The organism is Streptomyces sp. NPDC002896 (genome assembly GCF_040295225.1).
In the GTDB taxonomy this organism is placed as follows: Bacteria; Actinomycetota; Actinomycetes; order Streptomycetales; family Streptomycetaceae; genus Streptomyces.
The window spans coordinates 377,469-399,790 of record NZ_JBEOVA010000003.1 but is presented as its reverse complement, the minus strand read 5'-3'; the positions used below and the strand labels follow the sequence as shown (position 1 = coordinate 399,790).

21 protein-coding genes and 1 tRNA gene are annotated in these 22,322 nt (G+C 71.1%); 11 read left to right on the top strand and 11 right to left on the bottom strand.

What is annotated here, in order from left to right; all coding sequences use genetic code 11:
- Positions 1-79: 79 nt before the first annotated feature.
- Together ABT009_RS06455 and ABT009_RS06450 are read right to left on the bottom strand one after the other, a co-directional pair.
- Positions 80-1,477: a GntT/GntP/DsdX family permease gene (locus ABT009_RS06455; protein WP_351290166.1), complete on the bottom strand. Its 1,398-nt coding sequence runs from the start codon at positions 1,475-1,477 to the stop codon at positions 80-82.
- Positions 1,478-1,597: 120 nt separating this feature from the next.
- Positions 1,598-2,122, bottom strand: coding sequence for a gluconokinase (locus ABT009_RS06450; protein WP_351290164.1), 525 nt, complete (start codon positions 2,120-2,122; stop codon positions 1,598-1,600).
- 130 nt (positions 2,123-2,252) lie between these two features.
- Here ABT009_RS06450 and ABT009_RS06445 point away from each other — a divergent pair, with 130 nt between their 5' ends.
- Positions 2,253-2,954, top strand: coding sequence for a FadR/GntR family transcriptional regulator (locus ABT009_RS06445; RefSeq protein ID WP_351290162.1), 702 nt, complete (start codon positions 2,253-2,255; stop codon positions 2,952-2,954).
- A 34-nt stretch (positions 2,955-2,988) separates the two neighbouring features.
- Here ABT009_RS06445 and ABT009_RS06440 read toward each other — a convergent pair whose 3' ends face one another.
- Both ABT009_RS06440 and ABT009_RS06435 read right to left on the bottom strand, forming a co-directional pair.
- Positions 2,989-3,411 carry a YchJ family protein gene (locus tag ABT009_RS06440; protein ID WP_351290160.1) on the bottom strand — a complete coding sequence of 141 codons (423 nt, stop codon included), beginning with the start codon at positions 3,409-3,411 and terminating at the stop codon, positions 2,989-2,991.
- Positions 3,412-3,492: 81 nt separating this feature from the next.
- Positions 3,493-3,577 (bottom strand) — tRNA-Leu (locus ABT009_RS06435).
- A 253-nt stretch (positions 3,578-3,830) separates the two neighbouring features.
- Here ABT009_RS06435 and ABT009_RS06430 point away from each other — a divergent pair.
- The 3 genes from ABT009_RS06430 (at position 3,831) to ABT009_RS06420 (ending at position 6,446) form a co-directional block, all read left to right on the top strand.
- Positions 3,831-5,165 (top strand): M20/M25/M40 family metallo-hydrolase, encoded by a 1,335-nt coding sequence (locus ABT009_RS06430; RefSeq protein WP_351290159.1) that lies wholly within the window; start codon positions 3,831-3,833, stop codon positions 5,163-5,165.
- 208 nt (positions 5,166-5,373) lie between these two features.
- On the top strand, positions 5,374-5,607 hold the full coding sequence (locus ABT009_RS06425) for a chaplin (RefSeq protein ID WP_351290157.1): 234 nt from the start codon (positions 5,374-5,376) through the stop codon (positions 5,605-5,607).
- 134 nt (positions 5,608-5,741) lie between these two features.
- Positions 5,742-6,446, top strand: coding sequence for a chaplin (locus ABT009_RS06420; RefSeq protein WP_351290155.1), 705 nt, complete (start codon positions 5,742-5,744; stop codon positions 6,444-6,446).
- Positions 6,447-6,612: 166 nt separating this feature from the next.
- On the opposite strand, the gene ABT009_RS06415 is transcribed toward ABT009_RS06420, so the two are convergent.
- Positions 6,613-6,801: a DUF5703 family protein gene (locus ABT009_RS06415; protein WP_067272272.1), complete on the bottom strand. Its 189-nt coding sequence runs from the start codon at positions 6,799-6,801 to the stop codon at positions 6,613-6,615.
- A 47-nt stretch (positions 6,802-6,848) separates the two neighbouring features.
- Between ABT009_RS06415 and ABT009_RS06410 the strand changes: the two genes are divergently transcribed.
- Positions 6,849-7,550, top strand: a complete 702-nt coding sequence (locus tag ABT009_RS06410) for a hypothetical protein (RefSeq protein ID WP_351290152.1) — start codon at positions 6,849-6,851, stop codon at positions 7,548-7,550.
- Positions 7,551-7,598: 48 nt separating this feature from the next.
- Here the strand turns inward: ABT009_RS06410 and ABT009_RS06405 are convergent, their stop codons facing one another.
- Together ABT009_RS06405 and ABT009_RS06400 are read right to left on the bottom strand one after the other, a co-directional pair.
- Entirely contained in the window at positions 7,599-9,956 is a 2,358-nt protein-coding gene (locus tag ABT009_RS06405) for a helix-hairpin-helix domain-containing protein (protein WP_502989828.1), read from the bottom strand.
- 407 nt (positions 9,957-10,363) lie between these two features.
- Entirely contained in the window at positions 10,364-11,347 is a 984-nt protein-coding gene (locus tag ABT009_RS06400) for an aldo/keto reductase (RefSeq protein WP_351290148.1), read from the bottom strand.
- A 206-nt stretch (positions 11,348-11,553) separates the two neighbouring features.
- On the opposite strand from ABT009_RS06400, the gene ABT009_RS06395 reads away from it, so the two are divergent.
- Both ABT009_RS06395 and ABT009_RS06390 read left to right on the top strand, forming a co-directional pair.
- A complete protein-coding gene (locus tag ABT009_RS06395) occupies positions 11,554-12,618 on the top strand; it encodes an LLM class F420-dependent oxidoreductase (RefSeq protein WP_351290146.1) in 1,065 nt (354 codons plus the stop codon).
- Between the two features lie 265 nt (positions 12,619-12,883).
- The gene (locus ABT009_RS06390; RefSeq protein WP_351290144.1) at positions 12,884-13,672 is read left to right on the top strand and encodes a ferritin-like domain-containing protein; all 789 of its coding nucleotides are present in this window, start codon (positions 12,884-12,886) and stop codon (positions 13,670-13,672) included.
- 71 nt (positions 13,673-13,743) lie between these two features.
- Here the strand turns inward: ABT009_RS06390 and corA are convergent, their stop codons facing one another.
- Positions 13,744-14,742 (bottom strand): magnesium/cobalt transporter CorA, encoded by a 999-nt coding sequence (corA, locus tag ABT009_RS06385; protein ID WP_351290142.1) that lies wholly within the window; start codon positions 14,740-14,742, stop codon positions 13,744-13,746.
- Between the two features lie 110 nt (positions 14,743-14,852).
- Here corA and ABT009_RS06380 point away from each other — a divergent pair, with 110 nt between their 5' ends.
- The 4 genes from ABT009_RS06380 to mshC all read left to right on the top strand — a co-directional run bounded on the left by ABT009_RS06380 (position 14,853) and on the right by mshC (position 18,331).
- Positions 14,853-15,542 carry a histidine phosphatase family protein gene (locus ABT009_RS06380; RefSeq protein WP_351290140.1) on the top strand — a complete coding sequence of 230 codons (690 nt, stop codon included), beginning with the start codon at positions 14,853-14,855 and terminating at the stop codon, positions 15,540-15,542.
- Between the two features lie 65 nt (positions 15,543-15,607).
- Positions 15,608-16,198, top strand: coding sequence for a DUF3090 domain-containing protein (locus tag ABT009_RS06375; RefSeq protein WP_351290138.1), 591 nt, complete (start codon positions 15,608-15,610; stop codon positions 16,196-16,198).
- Positions 16,162-16,986, top strand: a complete 825-nt coding sequence (locus tag ABT009_RS06370) for an SCO1664 family protein (RefSeq protein ID WP_351290136.1) — start codon at positions 16,162-16,164, stop codon at positions 16,984-16,986. Before ABT009_RS06375 ends, ABT009_RS06370 begins: the two co-directional genes overlap by 37 nt.
- A gap of 115 nt (positions 16,987-17,101) precedes the next feature.
- On the top strand, positions 17,102-18,331 hold the full coding sequence (gene mshC / locus ABT009_RS06365) for a cysteine--1-D-myo-inosityl 2-amino-2-deoxy-alpha-D-glucopyranoside ligase (protein ID WP_351290134.1): 1,230 nt from the start codon (positions 17,102-17,104) through the stop codon (positions 18,329-18,331).
- Positions 18,332-18,487: 156 nt separating this feature from the next.
- On the opposite strand, the gene ABT009_RS06360 is transcribed toward mshC, so the two are convergent.
- The 3 genes from ABT009_RS06360 to ABT009_RS06350 all read right to left on the bottom strand — a co-directional run bounded on the left by ABT009_RS06360 (position 18,488) and on the right by ABT009_RS06350 (position 22,322).
- Entirely contained in the window at positions 18,488-19,504 is a 1,017-nt protein-coding gene (locus tag ABT009_RS06360) for a PAC2 family protein (protein WP_351290132.1), read from the bottom strand.
- 300 nt (positions 19,505-19,804) lie between these two features.
- Positions 19,805-20,476 carry a FadR/GntR family transcriptional regulator gene (locus tag ABT009_RS06355; protein WP_351290130.1) on the bottom strand — a complete coding sequence of 224 codons (672 nt, stop codon included), beginning with the start codon at positions 20,474-20,476 and terminating at the stop codon, positions 19,805-19,807.
- A gap of 220 nt (positions 20,477-20,696) precedes the next feature.
- Positions 20,697-22,322 (bottom strand): glycerol-3-phosphate dehydrogenase/oxidase, encoded by a 1,626-nt coding sequence (locus tag ABT009_RS06350; RefSeq protein WP_351290128.1) that lies wholly within the window; start codon positions 22,320-22,322, stop codon positions 20,697-20,699.

The window sequence follows — 22,322 nt, the reverse complement described above, 5'->3', positions numbered from 1 at the left end:
CGCGCGTCTGAAAGCGACGACGGTGAGAACCCCTGTAGCGGGATTCTCACCGTCGTCGTGAAAGCCGTGCCGTCCCGCGCTAGATGATCAAGGACAGCAGCAGGACCAGAGCGCCCGCGACCACCGAGATGATCGTCTCCATCACGGACCAGGTCTTGACGGTCTGTCCGACGCTCAGTCCGAAGTACTCCTTGACCAGCCAGAATCCGGCGTCGTTGACATGGCTGAAGAAGAGCGAACCCGCGCCGATCGCCAGCACCAGCAGGGCCGCGTGCGTGCTCGACATGTCGGCGGCGAGCGGCGCCACCAGTCCGGCCGCGGAGATCGTCGCCACGGTCGCCGAGCCGGTCGCGAGGCGGATCACCACCGCGATCAGCCAGGCGAGGAGCAGCGCCGGGATCGACCAGTCCTTGGAGACGTCCAGGACCATCTGGCCCACGCCGGAGTCGATCAGCGTCTGCTTGAAGCCGCCGCCGGCACCGACGATGAGCAGTACTCCCGCGATGGGGGCGAGCGACTTCTCGACGGTCGACGAGATCCGCTCCTTGGTGAATCCGGCGGCCCGGCCGAGCGTGAAGATACCGACGATCACCGCGGCGAGCAGCGCGATCAGCGGCGAGCCGATCACGTCGAAGACCCGCTGCACGGGGGCCTCGGCGTCATCCACCACGATGTCCACGAGCGCCTTGACCAGCATCAGTACGACGGGCAGCAGCACCGTGGCGAGGGTGACGCCGAAGCCGGGACGCTTCTCGAGGTCCTCGGACGGCCGCTGCGGAATCATCCGCTCCGGAGCCGGTACGTCCACCCAGCGGGCCGCGAACCGGGAGAACACCGGACCCGCGATGATCACGGTGGGGATGGCGACGAGCACGCCGAGCGCCAGCGTCACACCGAGGTCGGCCTTGACCGTGTCGATCGCGACGAGCGGGCCGGGGTGCGGCGGGATGAGGCCGTGCATCACGGACAGACCGGCCAGCGCCGGGATGCCGATGCGCATCAGCGAGTAGTTGCCGCGCTTGGCGACCATCAGCACCACCGGGATCAGCAGCACGATGCCGACCTCGAAGAACAGCGGAAGCCCGATCACGGAGGCGATCAGCACCATCGCCCACGGCATGGCGCGCCCGCCCGCCTTGGCGAGGATCGTGTCGACGATCTGGTCGGCGCCGCCGGAGTCGGCCAGCAGCTTGCCGAGGATCGCGCCAAGCGCGATCAGTACGCCGACGCCCGCCACCGTGGAGCCGAGGCCGCTGGTGAAGCTCGCGATGGCCTTGTCGAGCGGGGCGCCCGCGAAGGCACCGAGCGCGAGGGACCCGATGGTCAGCGCCAGGAACGCATGGAGCTTGAACTTCGTGATGAGCAGGACGATGACGGCGATGCCCGCGAGGACGGCTATCCCGAGTTGGGCGTGGCCCGCCGAGGTGATCGGCTCGACAGCGTCCGCTGCCAGCGTCTCGGCGCTGAGACTGGTCACGGTCTGTTTCCTTGCATGGGTTGGGGTTGCGGATTGAGGGGTGTGGCCCGAGGTGCGGCGGTGCGAGCAGGCAGTCGCGCCCGCCCGCTCGCCGCACCGGACACGGGGTGAGGGCTGCTGCTACTCGGCCGGCTGCTGCCGCGAGAGGGCGCGGAGCGCCTCGACCGCCCGGTCGGTGATCTCGTCCGGGCTGCCCGACACATCGACGGCGACGCCCGCCTCGTCGGGCTCCAGCGGCTGGAGCGTGGCGAACTGGGAGTCCAGCAGGGCGGTCGGCATGAAGTGGCCTTCGCGATGCGACATGCGGTCCTCGATGAGCTCGCGGTCACCGCTCAGATGGACGAAGGCGATGCCGGGAGCGGCGGCGCGCAGGCGGTCGCGGTAGCTCCGCTTCAGCGCCGAGCTGCTGACGACACCACCGAGACCGTCCCTGCTGTGCGCCCAGGCGCCGATGGCGTCGAGCCAGGGCCAGCGGTCGTCGTCCGTCAACGGCGTCCCGGCCGACATCTTGGCGATGTTGGACTCGGGGTGGAAGTCGTCGCCCTCGGCGTAGGGAACGCCGAGCCGGGCGGCGAGCAGGGGGCCGATCGTCGTCTTGCCGGTCCCTGCCACGCCCATGACCACGACGACGTGGGGGGTGCTCATCAAGTGCCTCGCTGTCTTCGTCGACATCGCTGTGTCACGTCACTGAAACTCAAACGTCTGATTAATTCAAGGGAGTGTGATCTAAAAGTCTGACTTTTGAGTGCGGAGCGGTGCCTCGTACGCTGACCGCATGACGACACAGGCCCGGGGGCTGCACGCCCGCGTACTGGAGACCCTTGGGCCCGCCATCACCGCCGGGGAGCATCCGCCCGGTAGCGTGCTGCGCACCGACGAGCTGGCCGAGCGCCTCGAGGTGTCGCGCTCGGTGATGCGCGAGGCGGTGCGCGTCCTGGAGTCCATGCACCTGGTGGAGTCCCGCCGCCGCGTGGGCGTGACCGTGCTCCCCGTCGCGGAGTGGAACGTCTACGACCCCCAGGTCATCCGCTGGCGCCTGGCCGGCGCCGACCGCCCCCGCCAGCTGCGCTCCCTGACCGTGCTGCGCTCGGCCGTCGAACCCGTCGCCGCGGGACTCGCCGCGCGCAACGCCACCCCGGAGCAGTGCGCGGAACTCACCGAGTGCGCCCTCGGCATGGTCGCCACCTCACGCGGCCAGCAGCTGGAGGCGTATCTGGTGCACGACATCGCCTTCCATCGGGTGATCCTCAACGCCTCCGGCAACGAGATGTTTGCGCACCTCGGCGACCTCGTGGCCGAGGTGCTGGCCGGCCGCACCCACCACCAGGTGATGTTCGAGGACCCCGATCCACCGGCCGTCCGGCTGCACGTACAGGTCGCGGAGGCCGTACGGGAGGGCGACGCGGACCGCGCGGAGCGGCTCACCCGCGAGATCGCGGTGGGCGCCCTCCAGGAACTGGACATCCTGGCGCCCTGACGCCCGCCACGACCCGCAGGGCAGTCGGCCCCCGCTACTCGACGAAGTCCCCGTCGACGTAGACCCACGCCCCGTCGACCCGCGTGAAGCGGCTGCGCTCGTGAAGCACGCCCGGCCTGCCACCGTCCGTGTAGTGCGCCCGGAAGGTCACCGTGCCCGTGGCGTGGAAGGCCGACCCATCGGTCGTCCCGAGGATCTCCAGGCCCGTCCAGCGCGTCCCCGGATCGAAGTCCACCCGTGGCGGCCGCGTCTCCGGATGCCAGGTCCGCAGCAGATACCCCTCGTCCCGCACCGCGAACGCGCTGTACCGCGACCGCATCAGGGCCTCGGCGGTCGGCGCGGCAGCGGCCCCGGAGTGGCGGCGGCCGCAGCACTCGGGGTACGCGGCGCCGGAACCGCAGGGGCACACGGCGGGGGCCGCCGGGGGAACGGAGGGACGGGGCTTGCGTCGGACCATGCGGCCATTGTGCCCGCCCGCCCGTGAGAGCCGATCACACGAAAACTGCCGGTCACCGAAGTGACCGGCAGTTCGCCGATGTGTCCGAGGGGGGACTTGAACCCCCACGCCCGATAAAGGGCACTAGCACCTCAAGCTAGCGCGTCTGCCATTCCGCCACCCGGACTTGGTGGTCTCTCGCGGTTTCCCGCGGCGACGTGGAAAACCATAGCAAACATTCGGAGGTGCCTGATCACCCGACTGATCACCCGGCTGATCAAGCCGGTGTCCAGGCCGGAGACCGAGGGATCGGACCGCCGTCCCGCTGTTAACGCTGTATGACCGGGCCGGGCCCGGCCTTGGGCCGCACCCGCCCGAGGGGGAGGATGGGATAGCACCAAGCACGGGGACCACCAGCAGCGACAGCGGGAGGAAGCAGCGTGAGCGAGTCGAGCGGCGCCAGCAGGGCCGGGTCCGTCTCCGGCGAGGACGAGGTCGTCGGCCTCTGCCGCGACCTCATCCGGATCGACACCAGCAACTACGGAGACCACTCGGGGCCGGGTGAGCGCAAGGCCGCCGAGTACGTGGCCGAGAAGCTGGCCGAGGTCGGGCTCGAGCCGCAGATCTTCGAGTCCCACCCCGGCCGCGCCTCCACGGTGGCCCGTATCCAGGGCGAGGACCCCTCGCGGCCCGCGCTCCTCATCCACGGCCACACCGACGTCGTACCGGCCAACGCCCACGACTGGACCCACCACCCGTTCTCCGGCGAGATCGCCGACGGCTGCGTGTGGGGCCGCGGCGCCGTCGACATGAAGGACATGGACGCGATGACCCTCGCGGTCGTACGCGACCGGCTGCGCAGCGGCCGCAAGCCTCCCCGCGACATCGTGCTGGCCTTCCTCGCCGACGAGGAGGCGGGCGGCGTGTACGGCGCGCGTCACCTCGTGGACAAGCACCCCGATCTCTTCGAGGGCGTCACCGAGGCGATCGGCGAGGTCGGCGGCTTCTCGTTCACCGTGAACGAGCAGCTGCGGCTGTACCTCGTCGAGACCGCCCAGAAGGGCATGCACTGGATGCGGCTCACCGTGGACGGCACGGCAGGCCACGGCTCGATGACCAACGACGACAACGCCATCACGGAGCTCTGCGAGGCGGTCGGCCGTCTCGGCCGGCACAAGTGGCCGGTGCGCGTCACCAAGACCGTACGGTCCTTCCTCGACGAACTCTCGGACGCGCTCGGCACCGAGCTCGACCCCGAGGACATGGACGCGACGCTCGCCAAGCTCGGCGGCATCGCGAAGATGATCGGCGCCACGCTGCGCAACTCGGCGGCCCCGACCATGCTCGGCGCCGGCTACAAGGTCAACGTGATCCCCGGCCAGGCCACCGCGCACGTCGACGGGCGCTTCCTGCCGGGACACGAGGAGGAGTTCCTGGCCGACCTCGACCGGATCCTCGGGCCGCGCGTCCGGCGCGAGGACGTGCACGGCGACAAGGCCCTGGAGACCGACTTCGACGGTTCGCTCGTCGACGCCATGCAGTCGGCCCTGCGCGCCGAGGACCCGATCGCGCGCGCCGTTCCGTACATGCTCTCCGGCGGTACGGACGCCAAGTCCTTCGACGACCTCGGCATCCGCTGCTTCGGCTTCGCGCCGCTGCAGCTGCCGCCCGAGCTGGACTTCGCGGGCATGTTCCACGGCGTCGACGAGCGGGTGCCGGTCGAGGGGCTCAAGTTCGGCGTGCGTGTGCTGGACAGGTTCATCGACGCGTCCTGACGTCGACGGCTCAACTCGCGGCTGCTTGTGGGTAATTCGGCTGACTCGATCAGGCCATCGCTGCCGAATTGCCGCCCCAATATTCGTCCATACGTGCGCAGTTATCAGAAAGAGTGAATGGAACGATAAGGACGTAGCCCGATTACCGGCTCCTCGTTACTGATGATGCGGTCCGAGACCGGGGCCGCATTGCCAATGAGGAGGAAGAATGATCAAGAAGGTCGTCGCTGCCGTGGCTGCCACGAGTGGTCTCGTACTCGCTGGTGCGGGAGTTGCCGCTGCCGACGCCGGTGCTCAGGGTGCCGCTGTGAACTCCCCCGGCGTGCTCTCGGGCAACGTCATTCAGGCCCCGATCCACGTGCCGGTGAACGTCTGTGGCAACACCGTCAACGTGATCGGGCTGCTGAACCCCGCCTTCGGCAACACCTGCATCAACGACTGACGTTGTGCACCACCCCATGAGGGTCTGAGTCCTCGGCCCCGGAGTTCGCGGGATGAGCTCCGGGGCCGACGGATCTTCCGCGCACGGGCAAGCGGGCCCGTGCGCTTCCGGAAGGTACAAGGCAGGGAAAACCTATGCGACAGGTCACGCGCAAGCGCCTCACTCTGGCGGCCGCGACCGGCGTACTCGCCATGACCGGCGGCTACGCACACGCCGACTCGGGAGCGAGCGGCGCTGCTTCCGACTCACCCGGCGTGCTCTCGGGCAACAGCGTCCAAGTTCCCGTGGACATCCCGGTGAACGTGTGCGGCAACACGGTGAACGTCATCGGGGCCCTCAACCCCGCGGCGGACAACGACTGCGGCAACGTCTCCGACGACAACGGCGACAACGGCAACGACCAGCCGTCCGGCGGCGGTTCGGAGGCCGGCGGTCACGCGAGCGACTCGCCCGGCATCGGCTCCGGCAACCACGTGCAGGTGCCGGTCGACGTACCGGTCAACGTCTGCGGCAACAGCGTCACCATCGGCGGCCTCGGCAACGGGGCGGCGGACAACGACTGCGGCAACTCCTCGGACGGCAACCAGGCGACGCCGCCGCGCGGCCATACGCCCGCCGACCCGGTGCACCCTGACGAGCCGCAGGCGCCGGTCGACGACAACCCGGGCGACTCCGGGACGAACCATCCCTCCACGCACACCGTGGCGGCGCCGGAGGGCACCGAGCAGCTCGCCGAGACCGGCAGCTCGCTGCCGCTGGGCATGGTCCTTCCGGTGGGCGCGGGCGCGCTGCTCGCGGGCGCCGTGCTCTACCGCAAGGCCCGATCGGCCGCAGCGTAACGGCACGGAGCACGCACATCACGGTGAGTGTGCACGCACCTGCACAGAACACCGAAGATCACCAAGGTGGGCAATGGCTCCAGTGAGCAATGGCACCGAGGTGGTGCACGCAACGGAATGGAGCGGGCCCCGCATCCGCGGGGCCCGCTCCATTCCCCGTCTCAGGTCACCACGTTGCCCGCACCTGGCGGATGATCCGCCGGCGCAACCGCACTCTGCGGCTGCCGTCCGGGTGGAGCCTGAGACGGTCCAGCTCCCAGTGTCCGTACTCGGCATGGTCGGTCAGCAGGCGTGTGGTCTCCTTGCGGGACACCCCGCGCGGTACGTACACGTCGACAAATTCGTATTCCGGCATCGCATCTATTGTGCGGGCAGAGGCCCGGTACGGATAGCGTCTGCACTATGTCTGATGCTGCGCAGCCCACCGCTGCCGAGGTACGCGCCGCCGCCGAGGCGGTCAAGGCTGCGCTCGACCGCCACCTGGCCGCGGTCGAGCGCAGGTCGGGAGAGGACGACCCGGCCGTCTACGAAGCGTTCAACGAGCTGGCCGCGGCGGCCGAGGAGTACGACGAGCTCCTCTACGACCGCTACGACGAGGTCACCCCCTTCGAGATCCCCGGCACGGAGGACACGCTGCCGCCGTACACGGGCCCCGAGGAACCGAACGCGCTCAGCGTGCTGATCCGCCGGGACTACACCGTGGTGGAGCCGCAGCGACTGCTGGCCCAGGCCCAGCGGGTGGCGGCCGCGGAGGACGAAACCGCCGGGGGCGCGGCGAACGGCACCACCCATGGTGCGCTGGGCATCCTCTTCGGCGAGTACGAACCGGACGAGATCGCATCACGGCACAAGGAGTTCGGTCTCGACGAAGGCGACTCGACACTGTGGGTGACCGTCACCGACGAGCCGCCGGAGCCGGGGGAGTGGCTGGACTCCCCCTTCGACCAGATCGACCCGCAGCGGGTCGTGTGCCGCTTCGACGTCAGCGCGGTCTTCGACGACGAGCCTGACGATTCGGAGGACGACGAGGACGACGACCTGGAACCGCTGCGCTCCCAGGACGACCTCGACCTTGAGGAGGGGGATCTTCGGGCCGAGCGCTGAAGTGTGGGCGTGGGCCGGGGGACCGGGCCCACGCCCGCCTTCATCCGGCTATCCGGCCTGCCCCCCGGCAGGAACCTGTATCCGCATCAGCGTCTGCAGCCGTGTCGTCCGTGTCTTCGCCGGGATCTCCGCCACCGCCCGCGGCAGGGCCTGATCCGCGCCGTGCACCACGGACAGATGCCGCTCGGCGCGCCCGAAGGCGGTGTACACCCAGGCACGGGTCAGGGCCCCTGCCGCATCGCCGGGGAGCACGACCACCGCTGCGGGCCACCGCTGTCCCACCGCCTGGTGCGCGGTCAGCGCCCATCCGTGCCGCACGACGCGCTCGACCTGCTCCTTCGGTACGACCACGGGCGTGCCGTCGCAGTCCAGGTGTAGCCCGTCCGCATCGGCCTTCACGACGCGGCCCGGCACCGTACGGCCGAGTGCCGGCGAGTAGGCGACCCGGTCGCCGGGGTCGAAGCCGCCGAACCGGCCGGGGCCGGGGTTCAGCCGCTCCTTCAGGGCCGCGTTCAACGCGCGCGTCCCGGCCGCACCGCCATGCACTGGCGTGATCACCTGGGTGTGCTCGGAGGGCACCCCGATCGCCCTCGGCACCGAGTCGGCGACCAGCTGCACTGCGCGGTGCACCGCCTCGCCGGCGTCCCGCGCCGGCACGATCACGACTTCCTTGCCCGGGGCCGCGACCTCGTTGAGCTCCCCGATGCCGATTCCGGAGACCAACTCTCCGATGGGACCGGGATCGGGCGTACGCGAGGCGACCTGCGGGCAGATGCGGGCGGCCAGCAGATCCCCGAACACGCGGCCCGGGCCGGCCGACCACAGCACGCACGGATCACCACTGAGCACCAGCCGCGCACCGTCCGGCAGCGACTCGACGACCATGGCCGCGGTCTCGACGTCAAGCTGAGGCGCGTCCAGCACCACCAGCAGATCGAGCGCCAGCGCTCCGTCGACGTCCCGCCCGGGACCTTCCGCACCGGACAGGAGCCCGGGCACGGTGGCGACGGCTTCGGCCGCACCGGCCTCTTCGGCTGCGCCGTGCGTCGTCCCCGAGTCGGCCGCCGCAGCGCCCTCCGCGGCGGCGAGGAGAGCGGCGAAACGGAGCCGCCCATCCGGGGTGTGGGCGGCAGCGCATACGCGCAGGCCCATGGCCCGGGCGGCGGCGACCAGCGCGGCCGGTTCGGCCCGCGCCGCCTCGCCTCCGGTGTGCAGCACCAGGCCGTGCCCGGCCACCGCGCGGATCAGCTCCGCGGCGGAGCCGGATTCGGCACCGGCGGCGCGCTCCCAGGCTGCGACGCCCGGCTCATCGCCCTTCACCAGGGAATTGACCACGCGCGCCAGACCGTCGGCCAGACTCTCCTCGGCCAGCGCGCAGCGCTCGAGGCCGATGAGGACCCGGACCGGCCGCTCACCTTCGGCACTCTCGCCGCCATCGCCCGCGCCCGCGTCCTCGCCCGAAGGCGCGGGTGTGGACGGGGACGCATCGAGCGCGTCCTGAAAGACGAGCACGTCGCCGTCCGTGATGGCGTTCTGCATGGCGGCGTCCGGATCGGGCACCGAGCGTTGCGCGAGCGCGGTGCGGAGTTCGTCGGCGTCGAGGGCCGTGTGCCCGGCCAGCGCCGCCTGCTCCAGGAGCCACACGGTGATCGCGCGGCCCCTGCGCTCGTCGTCCGGGCCGCACTCGGCACCGAGCAGAGCGCGGGCGAATCCGTCGGCCTGCTCTGGCCGCACACCGGCGACCCGGAGCAACTGCCAGGGGTCCTCCCGCAGTTGACCGGCCGCGCCGTCACCCAGCGTCGCGGCAGCCGGTACGGCGAGTGCGGTGGGGGCGCCTCCCTCGGCCAGCACTTCCCGCACCGTCTCTACGGTCTCTGGCGTGGGCGCCGCACCGGCTGTGGGTGCCGGGGCGGCCGCGGGCTCGGGCCTGCGCACCGGTTCCCGGGACGGCTTGCGCGGCGCCGGCTCGGGCTCGTCGAAGACATGGACGGCGGGACGCTCGCCGCTCTCCACGGCTCGCACCGCGGCCAGCAGATCAGCTGCCTTCCCGGTGAGCTTCGCCCCACCGGCGATCGGCCCCTGCTTCTCGGCCTTCCGCTTCTCGATCCGCTCCCGAAGGGCCCGCTGCGCCTCCAACTCGGCCTCGGCCTCGGACGTCTCCCCACCGACGCCCGCGCCGTCATTCCCACCAGGACCCGCGCCACCCTCAGCATCCACGGCCGCATCACCATCCGCGCCCGCACCGCCCCCAGTGTCCCCGGCTGGGCTGGGCTTCTCGGCCTCGTCGCCGTCGGCTCCCGATCCGCTTCGGTCTTCAGCCGGGGTCCGGTCGTGCTCCCCGGCCCCCGAAGCGCCGTCCTCCGCTGCCCCGGCTAGGGCGCGACTCTCGGCCCCGCCGTCGCCCAGGGCTGCGGGCTGTGCCGGCGCAGCAGTGTCCCCGCCGGACCGAGCTGATCCCTCCTCCGAGGGCTCGGCCTCGCCGCCGCTGCGGCCACCGCCCCCGGCCTCCGCAGAGTCCTCCCCGCGGCCCTCAGCAGGACCCGAACCCTCTGCCGCGCCCTCGGCGGAACCCGCGCCTGCAGGCGGCCCTCCGGCCCCCGGGTCCTCAGGCCCCCCGACACCGGCAGCCGCGCCGCCTCCGGCGGAGGCGGCGCCGGAGTCGGCGGCCTCGCCGGGCCCGTCAGCCCGGCCGCCGACGCCGGCGGCCCCCGAACCCCCGGCGCCCGGGACCCCCGCACCCTCGGGGTTCCCCGGGCCTCCCGGGGAACCCCCCGGCTCGGCTCCGACCGCGGCAGCGGACTCCCGCTCCGTACTCACAGCGTGCTCCAGTCCTGATCGGGATAGTGGTGCACCGGCGCCGACACGTCGTCGAGCGCCTGGCAGATCTCGTCAGGAAGACTAAGCGCCTCCACTGACAATGCCGCCGTGAGCTGCTGTGCCGTCCGGGCGCCGACGATCGGTGCGACGACTCCGGGACGGTCGCGCACCCAGACGAGAGCCACCTGCAGGGGCGTCGCGGCGAGCCCGTCGGCCGCCGTCGACACCGCGTCGACGATGCGGCTCGCGGCGTCGTCGAGGTAGGGGGCGACGAACGGGGCGAGGTGCTCGGATGCGCCGCGGGAGTCGGCCGGGGTCGAGTGCCGGTACTTGCCGGTGAGCACGCCCCGGCCGAGGGGCGACGACGGCAGCAACCCGACGCCGAGGTCGAGCGCGGCGGGCAGCACCTCCCGCTCGACACCGCGCTGCAGCAGCGAGTACTCCATCTGCGTACTGGCCAGCCGCGTCCTGGCACCGGGCGCCGCGAGCTGCCACGTCGCCGCCTTGGCGAGCTGCCAGCCGCAGAAGTTGGACACCCCGGCATAGCGCGCACGGCCGCTGCTGACGGCGATGTCCAGGGCCTGCATCGTCTCCTCCAGCGGCGTCTCGGGGTCGAACGCGTGCACCTGCCACAGGTCGACGTAGTCCGTCCCGAGGCGGCTGAGCGAGGCGTCAAGCGCCGCCAGCAGATGGCCACGCGAACCGTCGAAGCGCCGGTCCGGGTCCGGCACGCTGCCCGCCTTGGTCGCGATCACCAGATCGCGCCGCGGAACGAGCCCTTCCATGAGCTGTCCGAGCAGATACTCGGCCTCCCCGTCGCCGTACACATCGGCGGTGTCGACGAGCGTGCCGCCCGCCTCCCAGAAGACCTTCAACAGGTCCGCGGCGTCGCGCTCGTCGGTGTCCCGCCCCCAGGTCAGGGTGCCGAGTCCGATGCGGGACACACGCAGGCCGGTACGGCCGAGATGCCTCTGCTCCATGGGCGCTGACATTACTGGCCGGACGTCGGCGTGTGGGGCCCTGTGGACAACCGTCTGTGGACAACAGGGACCGTGGACTGCCCTGTCAACATGGCCCGTGGACGACCCCGCGCACGGGTTGCTCCACCCGTCGCTGACGCGGGCCGCACCAGCGCGCTAGGGTCTCCGGCACAAGGGACGTTACTGATGGGTAAGGGGATTCGGCCATGAAGCTCGGTATCAACCTCGGCTACTGGGGCGCCGGGATGGACGCGGACAATCTGGCCGTCGCCCAGGAGGCCGACCGGCTGGGCTACGCGGTCTGCTGGGCCGCCGAGGCCTACGGCTCCGACGCTGCCACGGTGCTGACCTGGGTAGCCGCCCACACCGGGCGCATCGACGTCGGATCCGCGATCTTCCAGATCCCGGCCCGCCAGCCCGCCATGACCGCGATGACGGCGGCGACCCTGGACTCCCTTTCCGGCGGCCGGTTCCGGCTCGGCCTCGGCGTCTCAGGACCGCAGGTCTCCGAGGGCTGGTACGGCGTGAAGTTCGACAAGCCGCTGGCACGCACGCGTGAGTACGTCGAGATCGTCCGCAAGGCCATGACGCGCGAGCGCCTGTCGTACGAGGGCCAGCACTGGACGCTGCCGCTGCCGGGCGGCCCGGGCAAGCCGATCAAGCTCACCGTGCACCCGCAGCGCGAGCACATCCCGCTGTACATCGCGGCGATCGGCCCGAAGAACCTGGAGCAGACCGGCGAGATCGCCGACGGCGCGCTGCTGATCTTCCCGTCGGCCGAGCACCTGGAGGAGACGGCGATCCGCTACCTGCGGGCCGGCCGTGAGAAGGCGGGCCTGACGATGGAGGGCTTCGACGTCGCCCCGACTCTGCCGATCGCCGTGAGCCCGGACGGGTCGGACAAGGACGTGTCCGCGCTGGCCGACATGTTCCGGCCGTACACCGCGCTCTACGTCGGCGGCATGGGCAGCCGCAAGCAGAACTTCTACAACCAGCTCGCGCAGCGCATGGGGTACGAGAAGGAGGCTGCCGAGATCCAGGACAAGTACCTGGCCGGCGACAAGGAGGGCGCGGCCGCCGCCGTCCCGCAGCAGCTGATCGACCAGACCACTCTGCTCGGCTCTGTGGACCGCATCGCCGAGCGGATGCGGGCCTACGCCGAGGCCGGGGTCACCACTCTCACGCTGGCCCCCGCGGGCTTCACGCTGGACGAGCGGGTCGCGTCCCTGCGGGCCGGCATCGACGCACTCGAGCGTGCCGGGCTGGCGTAACCCACGTAACCGGGGCAACCGAGGCCGCGCGCTCGCGGCAGAGGATTTTCTGCGGCCGTGGTGGGGGCTCGGGGGTCTTCCCCGCCACGGCCGTCTTCCGGAACAACGCGTCAAGGCCTCCACGGTTACGCGGTCCTCCGGCCCCTGCACGGCCCTTCCGGTGTCGGCGTCCCCCTTTCGGCGGAGTTGTCCGACACAGCTGTTGCCCCGCGCCTGCCACCGCATTTGACTCGTTCTTTGCGGACCCTGCACGGAGGTGGCAGTGATGCTTTCAGCGAAGAGCCTTTTCCAGGAGATCCTCGACAACGACGAGTCCTTCCGGCTGTTCTGTTCCATCGCCGCCAGCGGGGAGGCCCAGGGCGGCTGGGAGAACGGCCGCATCGCTGCGCTCGTCCCCGAGAGCGAGCGGGAACTGGCGCCCAAGGTCGCGCGCCACGGTGCCGACGAGGACAAGCACGGGCGGATCTTCAACGCCCTGCTGAAGAAGCGCGGCCTCGAGCCGGTCGAGGTCCCGCACGAGACGGACTACACGATGCTCCTCGAGAAGCACGGCATCGGGCTCGCGCACGAACAGCTCAAGCGCGACCAGCCGCTCACCGTGCAGGACATCGTCACGTATCTCGCCCACAGCCGCGTCACCGAGCAGCGCGCCTCCGAGCAGATGGAACTGCTGCGCAAGCACTTCGCCGACCAACCCGACATCGGCCGCGCGGTCAGGATGATCTCGAGCGACGAGGACAACCACCTGGCGTACTGCCACGAGGAGCTGCTCCGCTTCGCGCGTGCCGGACACGGCCGCGCCATCCAGCGGATCCTGCGCGAGAGCGCCCTCGCCGAGATCCGCATCTACCGCGACGTGAGCCTGGCCGTGATGGACCACATGGGCGGCATCCTCGGCTGGCCCCGGGCCAAGGCGGCGCTGCTCGCCGCGGGCATCCACGCCCTGTACGTGTACGAGCGGCTCGGCGGCTGGCACCGGATGGTGTCCCTGAAGATGCCCGATCGGCGCAACGCCCTGGGCGGCCCCGCGACATCGGCACCCGAATTCGCGTAAGGCACGCGCGCGTAGGCCACGCGCGCGTGCAGGCTCATGTGGCCGTGGGGCGCGCGTGCAGGCTCGTGTGGCTAGAGCCAGCCGCGGCTCTTGAACAGCCTGTACAGGCCGATCTCCAGCACGGCCATCAGCAGGATCACCGCCGGGTACCCCCACGTCCACGTGAGCTCGGGCATGTGCTCGAAGTTCATGCCGTAGATCCCCGCGATCATCGTGGGGACCGCGGCCATGGCCGCCCACGACGAGATCTTCCGCATGTCGTCGTTCTGCCGGACGCTCATCTGCGCCAGATGCGCCGACAGGATGTCCGAGACCAGCCGGTCGAGGCCCTCCACGGACTCGTTCACGCGGGTCAGATGGTCGCTCACGTCACGGAAGAACGGCTGCGCGGCGTCGCTGACGAACGGCACGGCCGCCGAGTAGGGGCCCGCACCGGCGAGCCGGGTCAGCGGAAGGGTCAGCGGACCCGTGGCCCGGCGGAACTCGAGCACCTGCCGCTTGAACCCGTAGATCCGGGACGCGGTGTGGCGCGACTCGCTCGGGTCAGGCGAGAACACCTCCGTCTCCAGCTCCTCGAGGTCCGTCTGGAGCTCCATCGCGACCTCCAGATAGCGGTCCACGATCGCGTCGGCGACCGCGTACAGCACCGCCGTCGGGCCCTGTTTGAGCAGGTCCGGCTCCGACTCCAGCCGCTGCCGCACCGCCCGCAGTGGGGCCCCTTCGCCGTGCCGGACGCTCACCACGAAGGAGTCGCCGAGGAACAGCATCACCTCGCCCGAGGTCACGGTGTCACTCTGTGGCTCGTACACCACCGGCTTGAGGACGAGGAACAGCGAGTCGTCGTACACCTCGAGCTTCGGGCGCTGATGAGCCTTCAAGGCATCCTCGACCGCCAGCGGGTGCAGCCCGAACTCCTTCGTGACGTGGTCGAATTCGCCTTCAGTGGGCTCGTGCAGTCCGATCCAGACGAACGCGTCGCCGCTGGCCCGCGCCTCGTCCAGCGCGTCGGAGAAGTCGGCGGGCCCCTCGGTCCGGCGCCCTTCGCGGTAGATGGCGCAGTCCACGATCACGCAGCGTCTCCTTCCCGGAGGCAGCCGGAGGCACACCCCCTGAGGCAGCCGAAGGCACATTCTTTGAGGCGGCCGAAGGCACACCACCTCCATCCCCCTAGGCTTGCGGCATGCCCACGCTGATCCTCGTCCGGCACGGACGTTCCACCGCCAACACCGCGGGTCTGCTCGCCGGGTGGACTCCCGGAGTCGCCCTTGACGAGCGGGGCGCGGCCCAGGCGGACGCCCTGCCCGCCCGGCTGGCCGGTCTGCCGCTCGCCACGGCCGTCACGAGTCCCCTGCAGCGCTGCCGGGAAACGCTGGAGCCGCTGCTCGCCGCCCGCCCCGAACTCACCCTCCACACTGACGACCGCATCGGCGAGTGCCGTTACGGAGACTGGTCCGGCCGCAAGCTCGCCGAGCTCAAGGACGAGCCGCTGATGGAGGTGGTCCAGCAGCACCCGACGGCGGCCGCCTTCCCCGGCGGCGAGTCCATGCGCGAGATGGCCACCCGGGCCGCCGAGGCCGTACGCGAGTGGAACGCGCGCGTGGAGCGCGAACACGGCGCCGACGCGGTCTATGTCATGTGCTCGCACGGCGACATCATCAAGTCGCTCGTCGCGGACGCACTCGGCCTTCACCTGGACCTCTTCCAGCGCATCAGCGTGGAACCCTGTTCCGTCACCGCGATCCGCTACACACGGCTGCGCCCCTTCCTGCTGCGCCTCGGCGACACCGGGGACTTCGCCTCACTGGCACCGCGAGCGGAGCCGGAGAACGGAGGCGATGCCCCGGTGGGAGGCGGTGCGGGAGCACCGTGATCGTCGGCCGCAGTAGGGTGAAGCGATCGAAGTAACGCCCCGAGTCGATCCAATGGAGACAGGACGTGTCCCGTCAGGTGTTCCTCTACAACCCGCCGGACCGCTTCGTGGCCGGTACGGTCGGGCTTCCAGGGCGCCGCACCTTCTTCCTCCAGGCCTCCTCCGGAACCCGCGTGACGAGCGTCGCCCTGGAGAAGACCCAGGTGGCCGCGCTCGCCGAGCGCATGGACGAGCTTCTCGACGAGGTCGTACGGCGCAGCGGGGGCAGCGCAGCCGTGCCGGCCGTCGCCCCCACGGAGGTCTCGGACAGCGCGCCGCTCGAAACCCCCATCGAGGAGGAGTTCCGGGTGGGCACCATGGCGCTGGCCTGGGACGGTGAAGAGCAGCGCATGATCGTCGAAGCCCAGGCGCTGGTCGAACTGGACGCCGAGTCCGAAGAGGACCTCGCTGCCGCCGAGGAGCGGCTGCTGCAGGACGAGGAGCACGGCCCCCCGATGCTCCGCGTCCTCCTCACCGGCGCCCAGGCCAGGGCCTTCGCCAAACGGGCCCTGGACGTCGTCAACGCGGGCCGCCCGCCATGCCCGCTGTGCAGCCTCCCGCTCGACCCGGAAGGACATGTATGTCCGCGCCAGAACGGATACCGCCGCGGAGCGTGACCGCGACCGAGCTGCTCGCCAAGGGCGAGCTGACGGTGCGCGGCCGCATCCGCGACGCCTCCAACGCGGCGCTGTTCTGCACCGTGTCGTACGAAGGGCAGGAGGCCAACTGCGTCTACAAGCCCGTTGCCGGGGAGCGGCCCCTGTGGGACTTCCCGGAGGGCACCCTGGCGGAGCGCGAGGTCGCCGCGTACGAGGTGTCCGAGGCCACCGGATGGGGGCTCGTACCGACCACCGTGCTGCGGGACGGCCCCTACGGCGAGGGCATGTGCCAGCTGTGGATCGAGGCGTTGGTCGAGGACGGTGCGGAGCTCCTGGCGCTCGTGGAGGCCGACGAGCCCGAGGACGGCTGGAAGGCCATCGGTTTCGCGGAGGTCGGCGGCGGGCGGACGGCGCTCCTCGTGCACGCGGACGACGAGCGGCTGCGGCGGCTCGCGGTGCTCGACGCGGTGATCAACAACGCCGACCGCAAGGGGAGTCATCTGCTGCCGACTGCCGAGGGGCGGCTGTACGGCATCGACCACGGGGTCACGTTTCATGCCGAGGACAAGTTGCGGACCCTCCTGTGGGGGTGGGCGGGGGAGGCGCTGACCGCCGAAGCGGTGGCGGTGCTCGGGTCCCTGCGGGATGCGCTCATGGACGGTGGGGGGCTTGCGGTGCGGCTTCGTGAGCTGATCACCTCGGACGAGGTCGAGGCGCTACGCGCGCGTGTCGAGGCGTTGCTGACGTCGGGGCGGCATCCGGAGCCGTCGGGGGAGTGGCCGGCCATTCCCTGGCCGCCGGTCTAGGGCTTGCTGCCGCCTCGGCTTTCGCACAGGCGGCGCCGTCGTGCAAGAGGGCTTTTCCGGTCGTCGGCGGTGGTCCGGTTCGTATGTGGAACATCCGTCCGGTTAGGCTCAGGTCATGCATGCCTGGCCCGCTTCTGAGGTCCCCGCCCTGCCTGGCAAGGGCCGCGACCTCCGGATCCACGACACCGCGACCGGCGGCCTCGTCACACTCGACCCCGGTCCCGTCGCCCGTATCTACGTCTGCGGGATCACCCCGTACGACGCGACCCACATGGGTCACGCGGCGACCTACAACGCGTTCGACCTCGTGCAGCGCGTGTGGCTCGACACCAAGCGGCAGGTTCACTACGTCCAGAACGTGACCGACGTCGACGACCCGCTGCTCGAGCGCGCCGAGCGCGACGGTGTCGACTGGGTCGGGCTCGCCGAGCGGGAGACCACCCTCTTCCGCGAGGACATGACCGCGCTGCGGATGCTCCCGCCGCAGCACTACATCGGCGCCGTCGAGGCCATACCGGGCATCGTCCCGCTGGTCGAGCGGCTGCGGGACGCCGGTGCCGCGTACGAGCTCGAAGGGGACGTCTACTTCTCCGTCGAGGCCGATCCGCACTTCGGCGAGGTGTCGAACCTCGACGCCGCCGCCATGCGGCTGCTGTCCGCCGAGCGCGGCGGCGACCCCGACCGGCCGGGCAAGAAGAACCCGCTCGACCCGATGCTGTGGATGGCCGCCCGTGAGGGCGAGCCGAGCTGGGACGGCGGTTCGCTCGGCCGTGGCCGGCCCGGCTGGCACATCGAGTGTGTGGCCATCGCCCTGGACCACCTCGGGATGGGCTTCGACGTGCAGGGCGGCGGCTCGGACCTCGCCTTCCCGCACCACGAGATGGGCGCGTCGCACGCGCAGGCGCTGACCGGCGAGCACCCGTTCGCCAAGGCGTACGTGCACGCGGGCATGGTGGCGCTGGACGGCGAGAAGATGTCGAAGTCGAAGGGCAACCTCGTCTTCGTGTCGAAGCTGCGGCGCGACGGGGTCGACCCCGCCGCCATACGGCTCGCGCTGCTCGCCCACCACTACCGGTCCGACTGGGAGTGGACCGACGAGGTCCTCGAGGAGGCCGTCGCCAGGCTCGGACGGTGGAGGTCCGCCGTCTCGCGTCCCGACGGCCCGCCCGCCGAGGCCCTGGTCGAGGAGATCCGCGACGCCCTCGCCAACGACCTGGACGCGCCGGCCGCGCTCGCCGCGGCCGACCGCTGGGCGGTGCTCCAGGAGGAACAGGGCGGTACGGACGAGGGGGCGCCCGGCGTCGTGTCGCGCGCCGTCGACGCACTGCTCGGCGTCGCTCTCTAGCCGGACGCCGACGAGGCCACACACGGGAGAGGGGCGGTGCGCCACCGGGCGCACCGCCCCTCTCTTGTCCTGGAACGGTTCTCTTGTCCTGGGACCGTCACTTCCGCCGAGGCGCCGTCGCTGCTCAGGCCGGCGCACTCCCCGGTACCCGCCGGCTCACTCCTCCGGCGAGTCCTCGGAGCTTCCTCCCGCGCTCCCGCCGCCCTCGTCGTCGCTGCCCGGCCGCTGCGGCTTGGGCGGCCGCGTGCGGTCCGCCGGACCCTCGCGCAGATACGGGGCACCGTCGCCGCCGTCCGCGGCATGACCGCCGGCCTGGCCCGAGGCCGGGCCGCCACCGTCCCGTCTGCGCAGATAGCGTTCGAACTCGCGGGCGATGGCCTCGCCCGACGCCTCCGGAAGCTCGGCGGTGTCCCGCGCCTCCTCCAGCGTCTGCACGTACTCGGCGACCTCGCTGTCCTCGGCCGCCAGCTGGTCCACGCCCAGCTGCCACGCACGCGCGTCATCGGGCAGGTCGCCCAGCGGGATGCGGAGGTCGATGAGGTCCTCAAGCCGGTTCAGCAGGGCGAGCGTGGCCTTCGGGTTCGGCGGCTGCGACACGTAGTGCGGGACGGCCGCCCACAGCGACACGGCCGGTACGCCCGCGTGCGTGCACGCTTCCTGGAGGATGCCGACGATGCCCGTCGGGCCCTCGTACTTGGTCTCCTCCAGGTCCATCCTGCGGGCCAGGTCCGGGTCGGACGTGGTCCCGCTGATCGGGACGGGACGCGTGTGCGGGGTGTCGCCGAGCAGCGCGCCCAGGATGACCACGAGCTCCACGCCGAGCTCGTGCGCGAAGCCCAGCAGCTCGTTGCAGAACGACCGCCAGCGCATGGACGGCTCGATGCCGCGGACCAGCACGAGGTCTCGCGGCTTCTCGCCGCCGATGCGGATCACCGAGAGCCTGGTCGTCGGCCATGTGATCTTGCGGACGCCGCCGTCCAGCCACACGGTGGGGCGGTTCACCTGGAAGTCGTAGTAGTCCTCCGCGTCGAGCGCCGCGAAGACCTCGCCCTTCCACTCCTTGTCGAGATGCGCGACCGCGGTGGAGGCGGCGTCGCCGGCGTCGTTCCAGCCCTCGAACGCGGCCACCATGACCGGGTCGACCAGCTCGGGAACCCCCTCGAGCTCGATCACCCAGCGCCTCCTTCCGACGTGCCCTCGCTTACGGACCAACCTTACGGCGTCCGCGGGGGCCCTCCGCAGCCCCCTTGCACGGGGGAGTGAACGGATCACTGCCCCGGTAGCGACCTTCGAACACCCCGCAGTCATCCGAGCTGTTTCGCGCCAACTTCACCCGGAAGCCGGGGTGTTCGTCTCGTGCTGCGGTATACGTCGGAGGACCATGAGAGGTCCGATGTCCACCGCTGCGGCAATGTATGCGCGAGGCCGCCACCGGCCCGGAGGCCTCGACGTGCGCCACGGACCGGGTCCGGGCTACAGCGTCGACCGCAGCCACTGCTCCACGCTCGCGATGTGCACCGTCGCCCAGGACCTGGCCGCCTCCGCGTCGCGGTCGCGCAGGGCGGCGAGGATGGCGCGGTGCTCGTGGAGCGTGCGGCTGACCGCGTCCTCCTGGGTCAGGCCGCGCCAGATCCGCGCCCGCGTCGTGGGTCCCGACAGGCCGTCGAGCAGGGAGCACAGCACCGAGTTCCCGGAGCTCTGCACGATGCTCCGGTGGAACTCGAGATCGCACGCGACGAGTTCCTCCACCGAGGGCGAGTTGCCGAGCGCGTCCAGCTGGGCCGTCAGCGCGTCCAGTTCCGCCTCGCTGATACGGGTGCTGGCCATCGCCGTCGCGGCCGGTTCCAGTATGCGGCGGACGGCCAGGAACTCCAGCACGGTGTCGTCGCGATGGAAGTCCACGACGAAGCTCAGGGCCTCCAGCAGGAGTTGGGGGTCCAGGCTCGTCACGTACGTTCCGTCGCCCTGCCGGACGTCGAGGATGCGGATCAGCGACAGTGCGCGCACCGCCTCGCGCAGCGAGTTCCGGGACAGGCCCAGCTCGGCCGCGAGCTCGCTCTCCTTGGGGAGACGGTCGCCGGGGCGCAGCGCGCCGGAGACGATCATGCCCTTGATCTTCTCGATCGCCTCGTCCGTGACTGCCATGGACCCGCCTCCCGTTCAGACATCCGATGTCTGCGCCCCATTATGCGGGTCCGGAGTGCGAGGGGATGCCACGGTACGGGAACGTGCCTGGCAGGCCCGCACGAAGGCCGTGCCATGGCGGACCATGGGCAGGGCGGAGGGGCGGCTCCCCCCGTGGAAGCCACCCCTCGGTCTGCGCTGCTACGTGCCGGCCCTGTCGCTACTTGCCGGGTCTTGTCGCCTACTTCCCGGTGCTGTCGTTCAGCAGTTCCTTCACCCTGGCCCGTACGTCTTCCGTGTCCAGGCCCCGGATCGTCAGCGTCGTCCGCCGGCGCAGCACGTCGTCCGCCGTCTCGGCCCACTCGTGGTCGCGGGCGTAGACGACCTGGGCCCAGATCTCCGGGGCGTCGGGGTGGATGCGCTCGCCCAGCTCCGGGTTCTCGTTCGCCAGGCGCGCGATGTCGAAGGAGAGCGAGCCGTAGTGCGTGGCGAGGTGCTTCGCGGTGTCCGCGGCCATGCGCGGGCCCGGGGTGCCGCCGTCGACCAGCAGCCGGTGCGCCACCGCCTGCGGGTTGGAGATGCCCGGCAGCGGAAGCTTCTTCGGCAGGTGGGACATGGGCTCCATGTCGTCGGCGAGCGGGTGCCCGGGCAGGGCCGCCAGCTTGTTCATGACCGTACGGCCGATGTGGCGGAAAGTGGTCCACTTGCCGCCCGCGACGGACAGCATGCCGCCCTTGCCCTCGGTCACCACCGTCTCGCGCCTGGCCTTCGACGTGTCGCCGGGGCCACCCGGCAGGACGCGCAGACCCGCGAAGGCGTACGTGATCAGTTCCCGCTTCAGCTGCTGGTCACGGACGGAGAAGGCCGCCTCGTCGAGTATCTGGGCGATGTCCTTCTCGTTGACCGCGACGTCCGCAGGGTCGCCCTCGTACTCCTCGTCGGTCGTGCCGAGCAGCAGCATGTCCTCCCAGGGGAGGGCGAAGGTGATGCGGTACTTGTCGATCGGCGTCGCAAGGGCGGCCTTCCACGGCGAGGTGCGCTTGAGGACCAGGTGCGCGCCCTTCGACAGACGGATGGACGGAGCCGCGTTCGGGTCCTCCATCCTGCGCAGGTGGTCGACCCACGGGCCGGTCGCGTTCAGTACGAGACGGGCGGTGACGCCGAACTCGGTGCCGTCCAGGCGGTCCTTGAGCTCCGCGCCCGTCACCCGGCCCTTGGTGAAGCGCAGACTGGTGACCTCTGCGTGGTTGAGGACGGCCGCACCCGCCTCGACCGCCGCGCGCACCGTCATCAGCGCCATACGCGAGTCGTTCATCTGGTCGTCGCCGTACACGGCCACGGCCCTGAGGTTCTCGGTGCGCAGCTCCGGCACGTCGCGCTGCGCCTTCGCCGGGCTGATCACATGCCCGACGCCGTCGCCGAACGCGGACAGCGCCGAGTACGCGAAGACGCCCGCGCCCAGCTTGGCGGCGCCGTGCGGGCCGCCCTTGTAGACCGGCAGGTAGAAGGTGAGGGGGTTGGACAGGTGCGGTGCCACCTGGCGGGACACCGCACGCCGCTCGAAGTGGTTCTCCGCGACCAGCTTCACCGCGCCGGTCTGTAGATAGCGCAGACCGCCGTGGAGCAGCTTGGAGGAGGCGGAGGAGGTGGCGCCGGCGAAGTCACCGGCGTCGACCAGCGCCACCCGCAGACCCGACTGCGCGGCATGCCAGGCGGTGGAGATGCCCAGGATTCCGCCGCCGATGACGAGGAGGTCGTACGTCGCCCTGGAAAGCTGCTCCCGGGTCTCGGCACGGCTGGGGAGGGAGCCGGAGACCGGGTGCGTCCCGAGGGCAGGCGCGGTCTGCAGGGTGGGCTGGCTGCTCAT